This window comes from Ammoniphilus resinae (genome assembly GCF_017873965.1).
Taxonomy (GTDB): domain Bacteria; phylum Bacillota; class Bacilli; order Aneurinibacillales; family RAOX-1; genus Ammoniphilus_A; species Ammoniphilus_A resinae.
In genome coordinates this window covers 25,187-44,510 of record NZ_JAGGKT010000015.1, presented here as the reverse complement: position 1 = coordinate 44,510, position 19,324 = coordinate 25,187, and the positions used below count along the sequence as shown (strand labels likewise).

The following is a 19,324-nucleotide window of genomic DNA, read 5'->3' as shown; positions in this document are numbered from 1 at the left end:
TTTTCACACTTGTACAGTATAGACCCATTTTCGACAAAATATAATGTGTTAGAATAGGGATAAATTATTTCGTAAGGGGGCTAAGCCCATGCCCGCAGATTTATACGAACGGATCGGAACCTCATTCGGAAAACTCCCCACCTATCAAAAAAAGCCCATTCTCTTGGCCGACGATTCCTTGTGGAAGGCTTGTCCTTTCCTAAAGGGGGTACGGGTTAGCGGTGGTGGCGGTGGGCGTGACGGGCTCGGTCGTGGCAGCAATGCACGTGCAGTCGATGACCTGGTGAAAAAGATCATTGCGACCGGTGTGGTCGAAGAAATCATCGCAGGGAGTGGCGGCGAGACGTCTGAAGTGATTGCCGGAAGGCCCGCTGGTGATTGGGCTGAAACCTTGTACGTCGTATCCTTAACCTATCAGGGAGTGAGTTATTGGCTGCGGATCCGAGACCAGAAAGAAGGCTGGGTGATCCTGGCGGCTGAAAAAGGCGTTGGGCAGCCTACATTTTGGAGCAGTAAACGTGTAGTTTTGTTTGCGCTGTTGCTGCTGATCTCGGCTGTTGGCTATTATTTTGAGTTCGGGGGAGCACTATCCCCTTCTAACAGGGAAAGTAATGGTCGCGATGGGGGCGGTGGGCATTCTAGCAATCCTACTGTTTTTGAGGCATACGGTGGCGGTCGCGGGTCAGACGATGGGGATATAGGCCAGAATGCTGTGGGCACTATACCTTCGGGTCAGGGTGAGAAGGCTGAGGGGAATATGGGTCAAAACGGTGTGGGTACTCTCCCTTCTGATCAGGGAGAAGACGCGGGGATGGATGTTGGACAACACCCTGTAGGCACTATCCCTTCTGATCAGGGCGAAGTTTCCGGGATGAATGCAGACCACGCCGATGTGTCCACTATCCCTTCCAAGCAGGGAGGAAAAGCAGGGTCGATGACTCCTCCATCCACTGTAGGCACTCTCCCTTCTGATCAGAAGGGACAGACTGGGGTAAGCAAAGTGCAGCTTGGTTCTCCTGACCAGAAGGGAGAATACCCAAAGGCAGCTCCAACAAACACCCAACAAGGTTCTCGACAAGGGGCTCAGCCCACGGTTCCTGCCCAATCCGCAAAACAACCTACACAACCCGGTAATCCTGGCAGCCCACTTTTGCCATACCAACCGAAGTCCACTTCCCCAAGTGACTGGACGCAAGAAAAGGTAAAGCTGCAAAAAGAAATCGACCGGTTAATGCAGGAAAATGAGCAGTTGAGAAATTCCCTGAAACAACTTCAAAAAACACCATAAAAAGGGTTGCAAATGGCTAAATCTAGTTTGCAACCCTTTTACAGTTTCTTAGGCAGACCACAAAGTTATCACATATTCCTCCGATATTGCCCGCCAACTTCGTACAAAGCCTGGGTGATTTGCCCGAGCGAAGCGTGGCGGACGGTTTCCATAAGCTCAGCAAAAATATTTCCGCCGTCCCGCGCGGTTTGCTTCAAGCGCTCGAGGGCCACCGGAGCATCAGACTTGTTCCGCGACAAAAACTCCTGAAGGTTGCGGATCTGGGTTTGTTTCTCTTCTTCGGTGGAGCGGGCCAACTCGATTTCATAGTCAGCTTCACTTGCGTTGGGGTTGATAAAGGTGTTGACCCCGATAATTGGCAATTCGCCGGTGTGTTTTTTATGCTCATAGTAAAGCGATTCGTCTTGGATTTTTCCTCGCTGATACCCCGTCTCCATGGCGCCAAGTACACCCCCACGACGATCCAAGCGAAGGAATTCCTCCAAAACCGCCTCTTCTACCAAATCTGTCAACTCTTCGATAATAAAAGAGCCTTGCCACGGATTTTCGTTTTTCGCCAAACCAAACTCCTTATTAATAATTAACTGAATCGCCATCGCCCTGCGCACGGAGTTTTCTGTAGGTGTGGTGATCGCTTCATCGTAAGCATTGGTGTGTAGGGAATTGCAATTATCGTGAAGGGCGAGCAAGGCTTGCAAGGTGGTGCGAATATCGTTAAAGTCCATTTCCTGTGCGTGCAGGGAGCGGCCGGAGGTTTGGATGTGGTATTTGAGCTTTTGGCTGCGTTCGTTCCCACCATATTTCAGCTTCATCACAATCGCCCAAATACGGCGGGCGACACGCCCCATCACCGTGTACTCCGGTTCGAGTCCATTGCTGAAAAAGAAGCTCAAGTTCGGCGCAAAATCATCGATGTGCATCCCCCGGCTCAGGTAATATTCCACATAGGTAAACCCATTGGCAAGGGTTAAGGCAAGCTGCGTGATCGGGTTGGCCCCGGCCTCGGCGATATGGTAGCCGCTGATGCTGACCGAATAATAGTTCCGAACCTTGTGATGGATAAAATACTGCTGGATATCCCCCATCATTTTGAGCGCAAATTCGGTAGAAAAGATGCAGGTGTTCTGCCCCTGGTCCTCTTTTAGAATGTCCGCCTGGACCGTTCCTCGAACGGTGCTAAGCGTCATCGCCTTGATTTCCTCGTATTCCTTCTGATCAGGTTGCCGGCCGTGTTCTGCAACAAACCTATCGACCTGCTGATCAATCGCCGCATTCATATAAAACGCCAAAATAATTGGCGCAGGCCCGTTAATCGTCATCGAGACACTTGTCGATGGATCGCAGAGGTCAAATCCAGCGTACAGTTTTTTCATATCATCCAAGGTACAGACACTGACGCCGCTGTTCCCCACTTTCCCATAGATATCGGGACGGAGATCGGGATCTTGGCCATACAGCGTGACACTATCAAAGGCGGTGGAAAGACGCTTGGCTGGGTCGTTTTGGCAGAGAAAATGAAAGCGGCGGTTTGTTCGTTCTGGCGTCCCTTCTCCGGCAAACTGCCGCTTGGGATCTTCATTCGTTCGTTTAAAAGGAAAAACGCCTGCGGTATAGGGATAGGATCCGGGGAGATTTTCGAGCATCGCCCAACGGAGCAATTCGCCATAGTCTTCAAATTTCGGCAAGCTTATTTTGCGGATTTTGTTTCCTGAGAGGGTTTCAACGTATAGGTCTGTAGAAATTTCGCGATTTCTGACTTGGGTGGTGAGTTGATCTTTGGAGTAGGCTTCCTTGATTTTCGGCCAATCTGTTAAAAACTGCTTACACTCAGGGTGCAAACGAGATTCGTAGCTTTCCACCATTTCCCTTAATTTCCCGGAAAATGATTCATCTTTCACTAACTCAAGAGTTCCCAACAATTGATAAAGCTTGCGGGCATAGCCAACTTGTTCTTCGGTGAACCTTTTGTATCGTCTTACCGTTTGCACAACCTCCGCTAAATAATTCATCTGATCCGGTGGGATAATGAGGTTGCGTTTCGTTACTTTCTCAATTTGGTGATCGTAAGTGGTTGGCCAGCTTCCGCCCGTTTTCTCTTCAATCAACTTCATTAGGTTTGCAAACAGCACATTTGTTCCTGGATCATAAAATTGGCTGGCGATCGTCCCGAACACCGGCAGATCTTGATCCTCCGCCATAAACAGCTCTCGGCTGCGTTTAAATTGCTTGCGCACATCGCGCAGCGCATCCTCCGAGCCACGGCGTTCAAACTTATTAATCACGATCAGATCGGCATAATCAATCATGTCAATTTTCTCCAGCTGTGATGCGGCCCCGAACTCACTCGTCATCACGTATATCGACAAATCTACTAAATCAACAATCCCCGAATTCCCCTGCCCAATCCCGCTCGTTTCCACGATCACTAGATTAAAACCGGCGTTTTTGACAATCGCGATCGCGTCTTCGATCGCTTCACTCAGCTCGGAGCGTGCATGGCGGGTCGCTAGACTGCGCATGTACACTCGGGGATGGTCTATCGCATTCATGCGAATTCGGTCACCAAGCAGGGCGCCTCCGGACTTCATTTTTGAAGGATCTACTGAAAGGACCGCTACCGTGCAATTCGGGAATTGCTCCAAAAAGCGGCGGATCAGCTCATCGGTGAGCGAGCTTTTACCTGCGCCGCCTGTGCCCGTGATGCCGATGACAGGAACAGAGGGTGCGTTAGCACGGAGTTTCTCCAGAGCCTTCGCCACCGCCTGATTATAAGGGAGAGTGGCCGCCTCTTCTGCAAAAGTAATCATCCGCCCCACGGCGGCTTCGTTCCGATCCCGTAGCCCAACCAAAACCGCGGCAAGATCTTTTGGAGTCGGGTAATCAGTCAGCCGAATCATATGATTGATCATGCCCTGCAAGCCCAGCTCTCGCCCATCGTCGGGGGAAAAGATTTTGGCAATCCCATAATTCTCGAGTTCCTTAATCTCGCGAGGAATGATCACCCCGCCGCCCCCGGCGAAAATTTTGATATGTCCGGCCCCTTTTTCTTTCAACCGATCAAACATATATTTCAAAAACTCGACATGCCCGCCTTGATAGGAACTAACCGCAATCCCCTGGACATCCTCTTGAATGGCAGCGCGAACGATTTCACCGACGGAACGATTGTGTCCAAGATGGATCACTTCCACACCTGAAGCCTGCAAAATCCGCCGCATAATATTGATCGCCGCATCGTGTCCGTCAAAAAGCGCCGTGGCCGTGACAAACCGTACGTGGTGCTGCAGGCGATAGACTGCCTTTTCCATGCTTTCACTTCTCCCTCCAACGCAAATTTACGAGTGGTGATGTGTCAGCCTTTGCAATAGAAGATTCGTTTGTGCTTCGATGTATTCCTCCAACGTATAATGTTTGCGCAAAGCCCAACGGCGAAACACCCACATCTCGCCGAGAATGATGATGTTTTGGGCCATTAGCTTGACATCTTTCGGATCGACCTGCAAGGATCCATCAGCAATCCCCTTTTGCAGAATCCGTTCAAAAATCTCCGTAATCGCTTCCTCCCGCCGCAGCACGTATTTCATCGGCTCGTTTGGAAGGGACTTAATTTCTTGATAGATCAACAAAACCTGATCATCCATTTGCTCCATCACATGCGCAAAAACGCGAATCGCCTGTCGCAGCGTATCGGCTCCAGTCTGGGATTCAACCAAGGCTTCCTGCATCCGTTTCTCTAATTCCCCGTGGATATGGTCACAGACCAGGTACAACACGTCTTCTTTTGATTCGATATATTCATAAAGCGTTCCAATCGAAAAGCCGGAGGAATGAGCAATTTCTCTGGTTGTCGTCTTATGAAAGCCCTTAGAAATAAACAAATCGACAGCTGCCTGAACGATCTGTTCGCGCCTGCGGGCAATGAGTTGTGGGTCTTTTACGAGGGTTGGAATTGATTTTTTCCCCGCTCCTCTCATCTGCTATCCCTCCTTTTCCACTTATTTGCTTGAAGCATAATCTTTTAAAATCACATCTGCTGCCTCGTAAGGATCTTTCACCCGCTGTCCAACCTGCTCGAGCAGGTCCCCAAAGGCCCCTTGCTTTATTTTATTCATCATCTGCTGATGGATGCGGAAATCAACGATCTCCAGCACTTCCTCCCGAAGGTGTTTTGAACGCCGGCGCTCGCCTTCCCCACTTTCCTCCAGGTACTTTCGATGTCTCAAAAACGCTTCCCAAAGCTCCTCAAACCCTTTTTCCTGCAGACTAATCGTTTGCACAATGGTTGGTCGCCAAGCTGCGTCGTGCTTTGCCAGATCGAGCATTTGCTCAACTTCTCTCATCAGCTTGTTTGTGCCCGACAAATCCGCTTTGTTAATAATAAAGAGGTCTGCAATTTCCATAATCCCCGCTTTAAAAGCCTGTACCGTGTCGCCGCCGCCCGGATTTAAAACGACCGCCGTCGTGTCCGCGATATGCATGATATCAAGCTCCGACTGCCCCACGCCAACCGTCTCGACGATGATCACGTCCAGCCCAAAGGCATCCAGCACGCGAATCGCCTCTTTGCTAGCCCGAGCTAGACCGCCCAGGCTGCCGCGGGTTCCCATACTGCGGATGAACACCCCAGGGTCTGTCGCGTGCCGCTGCATGCGGATCCGGTCGCCTAACAGTGCCCCCCCGGTGAAGGGGCTGGTCGGATCCACCGCAATGATCCCAACGGTCAAACCGAGCCCCCGCAGGTAGGCTACGAGGACGTCGACCAGGGAGCTTTTGCCGGCGCCAGGGGAACCCGTAATCCCCATCACGAAAGCTTTCCCTGTGGAAGGAAACAGCTCCTGCAAAATCGTCTGCTTCAACGGGTGGTCATCCTCGATATAAGAAATGGCCCGGGCCGCGGCCCGCCGATCGCCGTTCAAAATCCGCTTGGATAGCTCCTGCAATGGTATCACCTAACCTAGTCTTTTAAAATATGCCCAGCAATCACAACACGCTGGATTTCGTTCGTTCCTTCGTAGATTTGCGTAATTTTTGCATCGCGCATGAATCGTTCAACTGGATATTCCCTCGTGTAGCCATACCCGCCAAAAACTTGCACGGCCTCTGTCGTCACTTCCATCGCGATATCGCCAGCATAGAGCTTTGACATCGAGGATTGCAATCCATAAGGAAGGCCTTGATCCTCCCGCCAAGCCCCTTGGTACGTCAAGAGACGCGCGGCTTCGATTTTCGTTGCCATGTCGGCTAGCTTGAATTGAATCGCCTGCAGTTTGGCAATCGGCTTGCCAAACTGATTTCTTTGCTTCGCGTAAGCAAGTGCATGGTCAAAAGCGCCTTGGGCGATTCCGAGGGCCTGTGCAGCAATTCCTGAGCGGCCCCCATCGAGCGTCATCATGGCGATTTTAAAGCCTTCGCCGACTTGCCCCAACAGATTTTCCTTGGGAACGCGGCAGTCCTCAAAAATCACTTCGGTGGTGGAAGATGAACGGATACCCATTTTCTTTTCCTTCTTCCCGACAGAAAAACCAGGGAACTTGCGCTCGACAATAAAAGCTCCGATTCCTTTATGCTTTAATTCCGGGTTGGTCTGGGCAAAGACGACAAAGATATCGGCATCAAGTCCGTTGGTGATGAAAATTTTTGAGCCGTTCAGGATCCATTCATCCCCTTTTAGCACGGCGGTGGTTTTCATCCCAGCGGCATCGGATCCAGAACCTGGTTCTGTCAGGCAGTAGGCTCCCAAGCTTCTCCCCTCGGCTAAGGCGCGCAAATAGGTTTGTTTCTGCTCTTCCGTCCCAAATTTATAGATCGGCCAGCTCGCCAGCGAGGTATGCGCCGATAATGTAACACCGACTGAAGAATCCACGCGGGACAGCTCTTCTACAGCGATCACGTAGCTTAGATAATCTGCGCCGACACCGCCGTATTTTTCCGGCCAAGGGATTCCGCTCAGGCCAAGATCGACCATTTTTCGCCAGATTCCCATATCCCAGCGCTCTTCTTCATCCCTCTCGGCGGCTGTTGGACCACATTCCTTCAAGGCAAATTCACGAACCATTTTCTGCATCATTTGATGTTCTTCGGATAGTTGAAAATTCACGGTTATTCCTCCCTAGTCTTCTAAAAGATATCTAGAAATCACGACCCGCTGAATTTCGTTGGTGCCTTCATAGATTTGGGTCACTTTCGCATCACGGAACAATCTCTCCACGGGATACTCCCGGATATAGCCATAGCCGCCGAAAATTTGGATCGCCTCGGTGGTCACCTGCATTGCGGTATCACTGGCCAGACGTTTGGCCATCGAGGCTTCACGCCCACATTTAATTCCCTGTGCACGCAGGGTCGCTGCCCGGTAGACCATGAGCCTTGCGGCTTCGATCTGTGTCGCCATGTCGGCGAGCTTAAAGGAGATCCCTTGGAAAGCGGAAATCGGCCGGCCGAACTGTTCACGCTCCTTGGCATAGGCAAGGGAATGCTCCAGGGCTGCTTCGGCAATGCCTAGCGCCTGTGCGCCGATCCCGATACGGCCGACGTCGAGGTTCGCCATGGCGATTTCGAATCCCTGCCCTTCCACACCTAGCAGCTGACTTGCGGGCACTTTTGCCTGGTCAAAAATCAGTTCCACCGTGCTGGAGCCATGCAGCCCCATCTTCTTTTCCTTTTTGCCGATGGTAAAGCCGGGTGTTCCTTTTTCCACGATAAAAGCGGAGATCCCTTTCGATCCCTTTGTTGGGTCTGACACAGCGAATGTCAAATACGTTTGTGCGGCCCCACCGTTGGTGATGAAAATCTTCGAGCCGTTCAGTTCGTAATACTCCCCTTTTTTGACCGCGGTCGTCTTGATTTTCGCCGCATCAGAGCCCGCACCGCTTTCCGTCAAGGCAAAAGCACCGATATACTCACCCGCCGTCATTTTAGGAAGGTACTTTTGTTTTTGTTCTTCTGAGCCAAAGGTTAAAATCGGGTTAATCCCCAACGAGGTATGCACCGACAAAATCGCCCCGACGGTTGCACTCACCTTGGAAATTTCATGAATTGCCTGAATGAAGGCAACAAAGTCTGCCCCTGCACCGCCCCACTTTTCCGAAATGGGAATGCCCATGAATCCTTGCTCTCCCATTTTACGAATCAACGCCAATGGGAATTCATCTGTTTCTTCCATCTTCTCCACGCAGGGGGCAATTTCCTTCTTTGCAAAGTCGCGCACCATCTTGCCCATCATTTCCTGTTCTTCGTTAAAGAGAAAGTTCATTTCCGTTACACCCCTTTTTCATCGTGTTGAAACTATGACTCGTAACGGAAAAATCCCCGTCCTGATTTTTTCCCCAGCCAGCCAGCTTTTACATACTTTCTTAACAGTGGACAAGGGCGGTACTTCGAATCGCCGAACCCTTCGTGCAGCACTTCCATGATATAAAGGCAAGTATCCAGCCCGATAAAATCCGCCAAGGTCAGCGGTCCCATCGGGTGGTTCATCCCCAACTTCATGATTTGGTCGATCGCCTCCGGTTTCGCCACGCCTTCATAGACGCAATAAATCGCTTCGTTAATCATCGGCATCAGCACTCGGTTGGAGATAAAACCAGGGAAATCGTTCACCTCTACAGGGATCTTCTGCATTTTTTTTGATAGATCTTCGACGATTTGATAGGTTTCATCCGATGTCGCCAGTCCGCGGATCACCTCAATCAGCTTCATCACCGGAACTGGGTTCATGAAATGCATCCCGATGACTTTTTCCGGGCGATTTGTCACCGCGGCAATTTCCGTGATGGGCAAAGAAGATGTGTTGGAAGCTAAAATGGTTTGCGGTGGACAAATGGCATCTAGTTGGCGGAAAATCTCTGCTTTCTTATCCAAGTTTTCAATAATGGCCTCGATGACAAAATCTGTTTGCGCCGCTGCTTGAAGGTCGGTGGATGGCTCGATGCGGGCGAGAATCTCTGCTTTTTCCTGCTCGGTTTTGCGCCCTTTTTCCACATCACGGGTGAGGTTTTTCTGGATTCCTTTTAACCCCCTTTGGATGAACTCGTCTTGTATATCGTTCAAAATCACGCGAAAACCAGCAGTCGCCGCCACCTGTGCGATCCCGCTTCCCATTTGTCCCGCGCCGATTACCATCATTGTTTGTATCCCCATTGTCTTAGACCCCTCTCTCATTCTATTTAATTTAATGTACCTCTACTAGAATTGCATCGCCCTGTGCTGCCCCGCTGCAAATTGCGGCTATCCCAAGTCCCCCACCACGACGACGCAGCTCGTAAATTAAAGTCGTCAGGATGCGCGCTCCGCTTGCCCCAATCGGATGGCCAAAGGCGATCGCTCCCCCGTTGACGTTGACCTTTTGCGGATCCCAGCCGACGATTTTTTCACTTGTCAAAGTTACCGCCGCAAACGCCTCGTTCACTTCAAACAAATCGATATCGGAAAGCTTGTAGCCGGTTTTTTGGAGCAGTTTTTGGATCGCGAGTCCTGGCGTTGTAGCAATATACGGTGCAGGCTGCCCAACTGCCGCATGGCCAAGAATCGTAGCTAAAGGCTGCTTGTGTTGTTCCTTCGCAGCTTCCTCGGACATCAGCACGAGTGCTCCCGCTCCGTCATTGACACCCGGCGCATTCCCCGCTGTCACCGTCCCATCCGCAACAAAAATCGGCGACAGCTTCTGCAGCTGTTCCAAGCTCGTATCCTTGCGCGGTCCCTCGTCTTGTATGACGATGATCGGGGCGCCTTTTTTCGTTGGAACCTCCACGGGGGCAATTTCTTCACTGAACTTCCCGCTTTCTATGGCCTCGATCGCCCGCTGATGGCTGCGAAGTGCCCATGCATCCTGGGCTTCCCGGGTAATCCCGTATTCTGCAGCCACTTTGCTTCCATGAACCGCCATATGCACCTGATCAAAAGCACAAGTCAGTCCGTCAGAAACCATCAAATCCTTCATTTCCGCATTCCCCATCCTGGCCCCAAAGCGAGCTTTCGGGAGGGCATACGGCGCATTGCTCATGCTTTCCATTCCCCCAGCTACAATAATCGAAGCATCCCCTGCACGAATAATCTGGTCTGCTAGAGTCACTGCCCTTAATCCAGATGCGCACACTTTGTTAATCGTTTCGGTCTGCACCTCCCATGGTAGCCCGGCTAATCTTGCCGCCTGACGCGAGGGGATTTGCCCTGCCCCCGCCTGCAGTACCATGCCCATAATCACTTCATCCACTTGGTCTGGCGAAATATCCGCTCGTTTCAACGATTCCTTAATCACTGAGCCTCCAAGTTCTACAGCCGTGAGATCTTTCAAAGCCCCTCCGAATTTCCCAAAGGGTGTTCTCGCTGCACTGACAATCACGGTTTTCACGGATCCGTTAGATTTTGATTTTTTCAAAGGTTTATTCGTTTCCATAGTTTCTCTCCTCCTTTTTTTGCTAATTTCTGACTGACCGCTCAGTCAATTATTATGGCAATAAACGCCCTCCCGTGTTTTTGATGGGAGGACGGTATTAATGGTTGTGGTGGGATGGCTGTTTGCTCAATATTCCGGTGGAATAGATGGATGTGTTCATTTCTGGTACCTGTGCCCACTATCCCCTTCCGTCCGGAGTCCTGAGGAAGGGTAATCGAAGTGACCCTTGTAGTACGAGTACACCCTTTTCCTCAACCTGTGTCCACTATCCCCTTCCGTCCGGAATCACGAAGGGTAATCGAAGTGACTCTTGTAGTACGAGTACACCCTTTTCCTTAACCTGTAGCCACTATCCCCTTCTGTCTGGAGTCCGGAGGAAGGGAAGGGACAACATGGTATTTTGTGATTTCTCTCCCGTCTAATCAGATGGGATAGTGATCATAGGGCCCTGAGGATACGGGGATCACTCTACCTCTACCTCTAACTCTACCTTTCCACCACCCCCTGAGCTTCCTTCTGACAGAATGGGATAATGACCATAGGCATTGAGAAATAGGCAACCACCCTACTTCGGTTCACCTGGAACCTTACTCAATCATCTGTCTGACTGAAAGGGATAGTGACCATAAGGCCTGAGGAAAAGATATTCACCCTTTGCTTGCCAAACATCGGCAACCTTAACCCTCCATCTGACGCAATGGGATAGTCACCACAGAGGTTGAAAAAAGGTACTCATCCTCTCCTCCCCCCTAGCCTACAGAGACCTCTCTACAATCTCTGCAATATCTAGTGTCTTCACTTGCTCTTCCACTTCTTTTGCCTTGGTTCCATCGCTCATCATCGTCAAGCAGTAAGGGCAATTGCTGCCGATCGTCGTTGGGCTGAGCATCAAGGCCTGTTCAGTGCGTTCGATGTTAATGCGTTTGCCCTGGGTTTCTTCAAGCCACATCATGCCGCCACCGGCTCCACAGCACATCGCGTCTTCCCTCGAGCGATCCATTTCCAGCACGTTCACGCCTGGGATCGACTTTAGAATTTGCCGTGGAATATCGTAAATGTTGTTGTAACGGCCAATGTAGCAGGAATCGTGATAAGCAATGGCTTCATCGACTTCCTTGGTTGGCTTGATCCGGCCTTCCTGGATCAATTGATAAATGATTTCCGTATGATGATAAACTTCGGCTTCCAAACCAAATTCCGGATACTCATGTTTAAACGTATTATATGCATGAGGATCGATCGTAACGATCTTTTTTACCTCGTATTTTTGAAAGTTTTCGATGTTTTCCTGACAAAGCTGCTGGAATAAAAACTCATTCCCCAAACGACGCGCTGTATCACCAGAATTCCGCTCATCGTTTCCGAGAACGGCAAACTTGACACCAGCTACGTTGAGGATTTTAGCAAAGGATTGGACGATTTTTTGGCTTCGCTTATCGAAAGATCCCATCGATCCGACCCATAATAAATACTCGAACTCATCGGCTTCCTTCACGGTCGGAACCTCAATATCGTCCCGTTCTTCGCGCCATTTGATGCGCTCCTTGCGGTTGATTCCCCAAGGATTGCTTTGTCGTTCAATGTTTTGGAAATAACGCGCTGCCTCGGAAGGCATATTTCCTTCGGTCAGGACAAGGTAGCGACGCATGTCGATGATCTTTTCCACGTGCTCATTTGCTACAGGGCACTGGTCTTCACAATTGCGGCAAGTGGTACAAGCCCAAAGTTCTTCTTCCGTAATGACATCACCGATTAGATTAACCTCATACTGTGCAGTGGCGGCGACTTCTGAACCAGTAGCTGCGGCAGCCAGTGTGTTCGCTTTGTTATCCTGGAAGATAAAGCCCGGCATCCACGGTGTCCGCGAAGTAATGGAAGCCCCTTTTTCGGTGAGGTGATCCCTCATTTTCACGATTAAAGCCATCGGAGATAGAGTTTTCCCCGTGCCGGATGCAGGACACATGTTGGTACAGCGACCGCACTCCACACAGGCGTAAAGGTCGATCAGTTGGTTCTGGCGAAAATCTTCGATTTTTCCAGCACCATACGTTTCCTGTGTTTCATCCTCAAAATCGATCGAGGTCAGCTTTCCAACTGGCTTTGTGTCCCGTAAATAGACGTTTACAGGGGCAAAAAGCAAGTGGGCGTGCTTCGATTGTGGAACGTAAACGGCAAACGAAAGCAGTGTAAGCAGATGAATCCACCAAAAAATATAGAAGAGGACTCCTGCAGCTGTTGTGCTCATCCCACTGAAAAGCCCTGCTAAAAGCGTTGAAATCGGCGCATAAGCGGCATTGCCCGGTTCGCCAAGCCAAAGGTGCTCAAACGTTAAGGACAACAGAATGGAAAGCATCAACGTCGATAAAAACATAATGACAAGGCCTGCTTTCCAGCCTCGCTTGAGACGTCCAAGCTTCTCTACATAACGGCGATAAAACGCGTATGCGGTTGCAAGAAACACGAGGAAGGTGGTGATTTCCTGTGTTAAGCTGAAAAAGTGGTGCGCTGCCCCGATTGGATATTCAAACCCTTTAATAAATCCTTTAATAATAAGTTCAATCGCTCCAAATTGGAGAATAATGAAGCCATAAAACATCACAACGTGCATCAATCCGCTTTTCGGATCCTTGAGCAGTTTTTTCTGCCCAAATACGTTGACTAAAACCTCGTGGATTCGCTGTTTTGTGTCTTCTTTCAAATTAGATTTTTTTCCAAGCTTAATGAAGGTAATCCGGCTGTAGACTACGTGCAAAATCAAGTAGACAGCATACCCTGTTACCAATAAAAAGGCCAGGAAATTGATAAAAGCTAGCACTCTCTCTCCTCCTTACGTCCTTTGATGCAAATTTTCTGAGTATCTTTACTATAGCAAATTCTATATCAAAAGTGAATGATCGTTCAGATAAAAGTTTTTTCTATAAAATTAGCCACTCTTTCACCTGGAAAAAGTGGCTATTACTATTTATTGCTATTCTTGCGATCCCTTAGCTAGTTTATATTGTAAAGTTTGCCGGGGAATCCCCAGGATTTTTGCTGCTTGAAGGATGTTTCCTGACGTTTTTTCCATCGCTTTTTCGATCATAAAATCCTCTAGATTGTTCACAGCCTCACGCAATGTGAGGTTTTCCAGTTGTAAAGCTTGTTTCTGTGGTCCGGAAAAAGGGAGTGTCTGCTCATCATGATTTTGCTGCAACTTCCCTTTATTTTGTTTTGGCTTCAGGTGCTGTGACAGATCTTCAATTTCGATATTGTTTCCCTCTACCATATTCATTGCTGCTTCAATCGTATGCTCCAGTTCACGGATGTTCCCTGGCCAATCATGCTGATTGAGCACTTCGGAGACTTTGGGGCTAACTCCCATGACTAGTTTGTTGAATTTATAATTGAATTTCTTCACAAAATGCTGTGTCAATCTTTCAATATCCTCTTTTCTTTCCCTTAAAGGGGGCAGCAAAAAGGAAACGACATGCAACCGATAATAGAGGTCCGACCGCAAACGGTTTTCCCTGATCGCTTCTTGTGGATCTTCATTTAGAGCCGCCATTAAGCGTACATCCACCGAAATCTCCTGTGTCCCTCCAACACGGCGAACGCGATTTTCCTGTATGACTCGCAATAATTTGGCCTGTAACTCCATAGGCATGCTGTTGATTTCATCTAAAAACAAACTTCCCCCATCCGCGAGTTCAAATAATCCCGGCCGATCCTCTGCCCCCGTGAAGCTTCCTTTGACCGTTCCGAAAAGTATCCCTTCTAGTAAGGTAGCTGGCAAGGCTGCACAGTTCTGTGCGATAAACGGCGCATTTCGTCTTGCGGAGGCATTATGAATCGATTGGACAAGCAGTTCTTTTCCCGTCCCCGTTTCACCCATGATTAAAATGGGCGAGCTCGTCTGCGCTGATTTTTTCCCTAATTGAATCAACTTTTCCATTTGTGGATTTTCCGTGATGATATCCGTAAAATGGTATCTTGCTCCCGTCTCTTCCTGGTTTTTCGTCGTTTTTTGGGGTTTCTGCTTCTTGGTGACCATTTGCGCCTGAAGATCAATTAGTTTTTCCGAAAGTTCCTTGACCTTAGAGATATCCTTCGCCACCTCAACCGCCCCAAGCACTTCCCCATTCACCAAAATGGGCACTGTGGTATTGACTGTGACGACCTTTTTTCCTTTTACATTTCGGTAGCTCTGGTGCTGATGATAAATCGGCTCCCGAGTTTCAATGACCTTCAACAGCGTACTTGTTTCCACATTCAGCGAAGGAAAAACCTCCAGCAAATGCTTCCCCTGCACTTCCTCCACCTGCATCCCGTCCAACTGTGCCGCAATATGGTTATAATAAATAGTCATCCCACGGGCATCAACCGCATGGATTCCTTCATCAATTGCACTCAAAATCGCCTTCAACGTTTCATTAGTAATCGGAATCTGGTGCATATTTCTGTTCAGTCTCCCCTCCATCCAGGAATAGACTGCCGATTTTCTGGCAATCTCTATACTAGTATTCTACACTATAGTGCGTGTTTGCGGAGGGATCGATTGATTTTGGAAGGATACTGTTGGCAGTTTTATGAACACTATCCCGCTGCTTCAGGGGTACTGCCAGTATTCTGTTGGCATCCTTCAGTTGACAATACCTATTTCCAATTCCTTTTGACCACTATCCCTCTCGATCAGGCATGCTCCCCCATGTGTTGTTGGCACCCTCCACTGAACACCCTTCTCCTGCTCCCTTTGACCATTATCCCTTGCCTTCAGGGTTGCTTTCAGGTGTCTCTTGGCTCTTGGCATCTCCATGTCGACTATACCTATTCACGCTTTCTTTTGGCCACTATCCCACTCTATCAGGGGCTGTCTCTTAAACCTTTGTCGAATACTTTCTCTTTACACAGGAACACCTGTTTGTTAATCTACAAATAGAATATATGTTCGTTAAAGGAGGAGTTATTCATGGATACGATGAATCTCGATCAATTTAAGGACCGTTTTTACTCCGAGGGCATCTGTGCGGACTATCTGTTTCAAATGAAGTGGCCTCATGGGTTTGTTTGCCCTAAATGCAGCCATCGGCATTTCTATCGGATCACGACCCGCCGTCTTCCCCTCTACGAGTGTGCCCAGTGCAGCCATCAAACGTCTTTAACCGTTGGAACCGTTATGGAAGGGAGCCCGACCCCCTTGCAAAAATGGTTTACTGCCATCTTTTTGGCCTCCCGCCCTTCTCCTGGGATCAATGCGGTGCAACTGAAAGAGATCATCCAAGTCACCTACAAAACCTCCTGGTTAATCCTCCAGAAGATCCGTCGGGCCATGAGTACGTCTGATGCCACCCATCTATTGTCCGGCATGGTCCAAGTGCATGATGCCTGCTACGGCCACCCCTACAACATAACCCACCAGACCCATCCCAAAGAGCATTTTCTCCTTGTGGGTACATCCCTGAATGAACAAAAACAACCTACCTATATCAAAATGAAGCTTCTCTTAGAATCTCCGAGAGAGAAGTTTATTTCAACTCCACAAAAAAAGTCGTTTGCAGAGAGGTATATTGAGGCAGAGGATTCTGAAGTGGAATATATGACACAACGACTCAAGCCCCGCAGACTCAAGATAGGATATCCTTATTTCAAAAAGGCTTCTCAGTGGTTGAACGAAACCTTTCATGGAATCGGCGTTCGCCATTTGCAGGCTTATTTGGACGAGTTTTGCTATCGGGTCAATCAGGCACTGGATCAAGCTCCCCTTTTCCAGGGGCTTATTCAACTATGTGCCTCAACGAAGAAGGCGAACTACTGGCAGGTGACCAGAAGGAGGAGAAAAAATAGGAACTCAAACCTCTTACAGGCGATGTAGGCCCCTAAACCCACAAAAAAACAAAAAAAGAGGAGTTCAAAACCAACTCCCCATTTACGATAAAATTGAGCAACCCACCCACCCGAGTCTATCCTGAGAAAAAGGGATAGGGGTCATAAGAAGACAAAACAAAGAGGATGCCTGCCCCTTGTACACACTATTTTTATTTCACGAAGAGGAATGGGATCACGATAGCACGAAGTTTTGTCATCTGAGAAAAAGGGATAGTGAACATAAGGAGCAAAAACAAGGTAGACGCTCCAGGAACGCTCTCTCTTTCTATTTCGCGAAGAGAAACAGGGTCTCAACATGAAATTTTGTCGTCTGAGAGAAAGGGATAGTGGATAGAGAAGGCAAGAATATATAACAATACCCTCACCCTCTCGACCCTCGAGATCTTTACATTTTTTCCGGTGCGTTTACTCCAATAAGACGTAATCCATTACCCAACGTAATTTGCACTGCTTTTACAAGGTGCAGGCGGGCTACTGTCAAAGCCTTGTCCTCTGTAATAACATGTGCTGCATTATAAAAGCTGTGGAACAATGACGCAAGTTCATGAACGTATCGAACCATACGGTGTGGCGCATATTGTTCAGCTGCTAGAGAAATTTCCTCTGGAAATTGACCGATCTTCTTGAGAAGGTCAAGCTCTTTTTCAGAGCTTAATAGACTTAAGTCTACTTGTTCATCCACAATATCCTTTAAAGAAATGCCTTCATCTTCCGCCTTGCGCAAGATGCTGCACATCCGGGCGTGGGCGTACTGTACATAGAAAACTGGATTTTCATTGGATTGGGACACGGCTAAATCCATGTCGAAGTCGAGATGAGCATCGGAGCTGCGCATCGTAAAGAAATAACGGGTTGCGTCAAGACCGACTTCCTCCATGAGGTCACGGATCGTTACAGCTTTTCCTGTCCGTTTGGACATTTTCACTTTTTCTCCGCCCTGGAACAAACTAACCATTTGGTTAATAATCACATGAAGCTGTTCGGCGTCATGTCCCAAGGACTGCATCGCAGCCTTCATCCGTGGAATATAACCGTGGTGGTCGGCCCCCCAAATATTGATTAGACGGTCGTAACCGCGTGAAAATTTATTTTCGTGATAAGCAATATCTGGCGTTAAGTAAGTATAACTGCCATCGTTTTTAATCAACACACGATCCTTATCATCGCCAAATTCAGTGGACCGCAACCAAGTTGCGCCATCCTGTTCGTATACATAACCGCATTCACGAAGCTTTTCAACGATTTCCGGAACAGCCCCCGCCTCATATAACGAGGTTTCACTGAACCAAACATCAAATTCCACACCGAAATCCTGCAAATCCTGCTTCAATTTGGCTAGCTCTTTTTTCAGACCGTACTCACGGAAAAATTGGAATCGTTCCTCCTCAGACATCAACACATACTTGTCCCCTGATTCCGCCGCCAACTCCTGGCCAAACTCCACAATATCCTGTCCATGATACCCATCTTCTGGCATAGGGAAGTCCTTGCCTAACGCCTGCATGTAGCGCGCTTCGATTGATTTAGCAAGGTTGGCAATTTGATTTCCGGCATCGTTAATATAATATTCTCTAGTCACATCAAAGCCAGCCATGTCAAGGACATTGCAAAGCGCATCTCCAACAGCAGCTCCGCGGGCATGTCCCAAGTGCAGGCTTCCGGTTGGATTTGCACTGACAAATTCGACATTGATTTTTGTTCCATTTCCAAAGTTCGTCCGGCCATAACTTTCACCAGATGCCAACACTTCAGCAATGACATCGGTCAAATAAGCTTGATCCATAAATAAATTGATAAATCCGGGTCCGGCGATTTCGATCTTTGCGACATGCGCTTTTTTGGCATCAAAAGCTTCCACAATTCCTTCTGCGATTTGACGAGGCGCTTTTTTTGCGACACGAGCAAGCTGCATGGCAATATTTGTTGCGTAGTCCCCATGGGACTTTTCCTTTGGCACTTCGAGGACAAAAACCGGGATTTGCTCCACCTCTGCTAGGCCAGCTTTCACTACTGCCTGTTTAATCCCTTCAATAATCGATTCTTTGACCTTTTCCACAATATTCATTTTCCAATACCCTCCAACCATCTAACATATCTACAACTCTTGCCAATCTATCGTCAATATATAGCGACCCAAATCTTCTTCATTCAATTTCAGCAGATAATCTAGCTCCAACCGTCTATTTTCTGCATCAAAACCGATCCGCTCTGCCTTTGTTTCCATCCACATCACCCCATGTGGGCTGACATATTTCCCCTGAGTCCACTGCCCAAGGATGTATTCTTGCCTCATCTGAACCGAACCGGTGCGAATGACAAGGGCTCTTCCTTCTTCTGCAAAGACCTTCAACGTGGTGGAAACCTCCATCCCTTCGTCGAGAGTCTCCCGATACGTCAGGTACCACCCGGACCCTTTCGCGTACAACTTTCCTTTTGCTTGCTGTGTAAGGGATTCCCCCACGTTTTCCATTTTGGTTTGCAACTGTAATTGGACGTGTTTCATCTCATCGGATCACCTATACTTCTGAACGCTCTATATTCTACATATTTTAGGCATTTTGCCAGGGAAAAACAAGTTTCTTATCAAAATCTGAAACAAGCCAGCCAAATTAGCAGATCATAAATTAAGACAGTAATCAACTGGAGGTTGGAACTGAGCTGAGCAAAGGGGAGAGTGACTATAGGCAGCAAAAAAGAGGTGAGCATCTGCCACCTCTTTATTCTTCCTACCTTTTTGAACTTGAACCTGATCCAAGGGGATTGTCCCGGCCTGCTGTGCT

Annotated in this window: 14 protein-coding genes; 2 read left to right on the top strand and 12 right to left on the bottom strand. The window is 48.6% G+C overall.

Annotated features, from left to right (window positions below; translation table 11 throughout):
• The first annotated feature begins 88 nt into the window (after positions 1-88).
• Positions 89-1,288, top strand: coding sequence for a hypothetical protein (locus J2Z37_RS19595; RefSeq protein WP_209812005.1), 1,200 nt, complete (start codon positions 89-91; stop codon positions 1,286-1,288).
• 68 nt (positions 1,289-1,356) lie between these two features.
• Here the strand turns inward: J2Z37_RS19595 and icmF are convergent, their stop codons facing one another.
• From icmF to J2Z37_RS19545, 10 genes are all read right to left on the bottom strand, one after another.
• Positions 1,357-4,596 (bottom strand): fused isobutyryl-CoA mutase/GTPase IcmF, encoded by a 3,240-nt coding sequence (icmF, locus tag J2Z37_RS19590; protein WP_209812004.1) that lies wholly within the window; start codon positions 4,594-4,596, stop codon positions 1,357-1,359.
• 27 nt (positions 4,597-4,623) lie between these two features.
• A complete protein-coding gene (locus tag J2Z37_RS19585) occupies positions 4,624-5,262 on the bottom strand; it encodes a TetR/AcrR family transcriptional regulator (RefSeq protein WP_209812003.1) in 639 nt (212 codons plus the stop codon).
• 21 nt (positions 5,263-5,283) lie between these two features.
• Positions 5,284-6,228, bottom strand: coding sequence for a methylmalonyl Co-A mutase-associated GTPase MeaB (meaB, locus tag J2Z37_RS19580; RefSeq protein WP_209812002.1), 945 nt, complete (start codon positions 6,226-6,228; stop codon positions 5,284-5,286).
• 14 nt (positions 6,229-6,242) lie between these two features.
• A complete protein-coding gene (locus J2Z37_RS19575) occupies positions 6,243-7,385 on the bottom strand; it encodes an acyl-CoA dehydrogenase (RefSeq protein ID WP_209812001.1) in 1,143 nt (380 codons plus the stop codon).
• Between the two features lie 12 nt (positions 7,386-7,397).
• Positions 7,398-8,540: an acyl-CoA dehydrogenase gene (locus tag J2Z37_RS19570; protein ID WP_209812000.1), complete on the bottom strand. Its 1,143-nt coding sequence runs from the start codon at positions 8,538-8,540 to the stop codon at positions 7,398-7,400.
• A gap of 32 nt (positions 8,541-8,572) precedes the next feature.
• Positions 8,573-9,427 (bottom strand): 3-hydroxybutyryl-CoA dehydrogenase, encoded by an 855-nt coding sequence (locus tag J2Z37_RS19565; protein ID WP_209812050.1) that lies wholly within the window; start codon positions 9,425-9,427, stop codon positions 8,573-8,575.
• 31 nt (positions 9,428-9,458) lie between these two features.
• On the bottom strand, positions 9,459-10,637 hold the full coding sequence (locus J2Z37_RS19560) for an acetyl-CoA C-acetyltransferase (protein WP_342453858.1): 1,179 nt from the start codon (positions 10,635-10,637) through the stop codon (positions 9,459-9,461).
• Between the two features lie 799 nt (positions 10,638-11,436).
• Complete coding sequence (locus J2Z37_RS19555; protein WP_209811998.1) at positions 11,437-13,497, bottom strand: heterodisulfide reductase-related iron-sulfur binding cluster; 2,061 nt, start codon at positions 13,495-13,497, stop codon at positions 11,437-11,439.
• A 153-nt stretch (positions 13,498-13,650) separates the two neighbouring features.
• Positions 13,651-15,114, bottom strand: coding sequence for a sigma-54 interaction domain-containing protein (locus J2Z37_RS19550; RefSeq protein WP_209811997.1), 1,464 nt, complete (start codon positions 15,112-15,114; stop codon positions 13,651-13,653).
• Positions 15,115-15,300: 186 nt separating this feature from the next.
• Complete coding sequence (locus J2Z37_RS19545; RefSeq protein ID WP_209811996.1) at positions 15,301-15,474, bottom strand: hypothetical protein; 174 nt, start codon at positions 15,472-15,474, stop codon at positions 15,301-15,303.
• Between the two features lie 153 nt (positions 15,475-15,627).
• Here J2Z37_RS19545 and J2Z37_RS19540 point away from each other — a divergent pair, with 153 nt between their 5' ends.
• Positions 15,628-16,530, top strand: a complete 903-nt coding sequence (locus J2Z37_RS19540) for a transposase (RefSeq protein ID WP_209811995.1) — start codon at positions 15,628-15,630, stop codon at positions 16,528-16,530.
• Positions 16,531-16,929: 399 nt separating this feature from the next.
• Here J2Z37_RS19540 and argS read toward each other — a convergent pair whose 3' ends face one another.
• Positions 16,930-18,609, bottom strand: a complete 1,680-nt coding sequence (gene argS / locus J2Z37_RS19535) for an arginine--tRNA ligase (RefSeq protein ID WP_209811994.1) — start codon at positions 18,607-18,609, stop codon at positions 16,930-16,932.
• 30 nt (positions 18,610-18,639) lie between these two features.
• A complete protein-coding gene (locus J2Z37_RS19530) occupies positions 18,640-19,047 on the bottom strand; it encodes a YwiB family protein (protein ID WP_209811993.1) in 408 nt (135 codons plus the stop codon).
• Between the last annotated feature and the right edge of the window lie 277 nt (positions 19,048-19,324).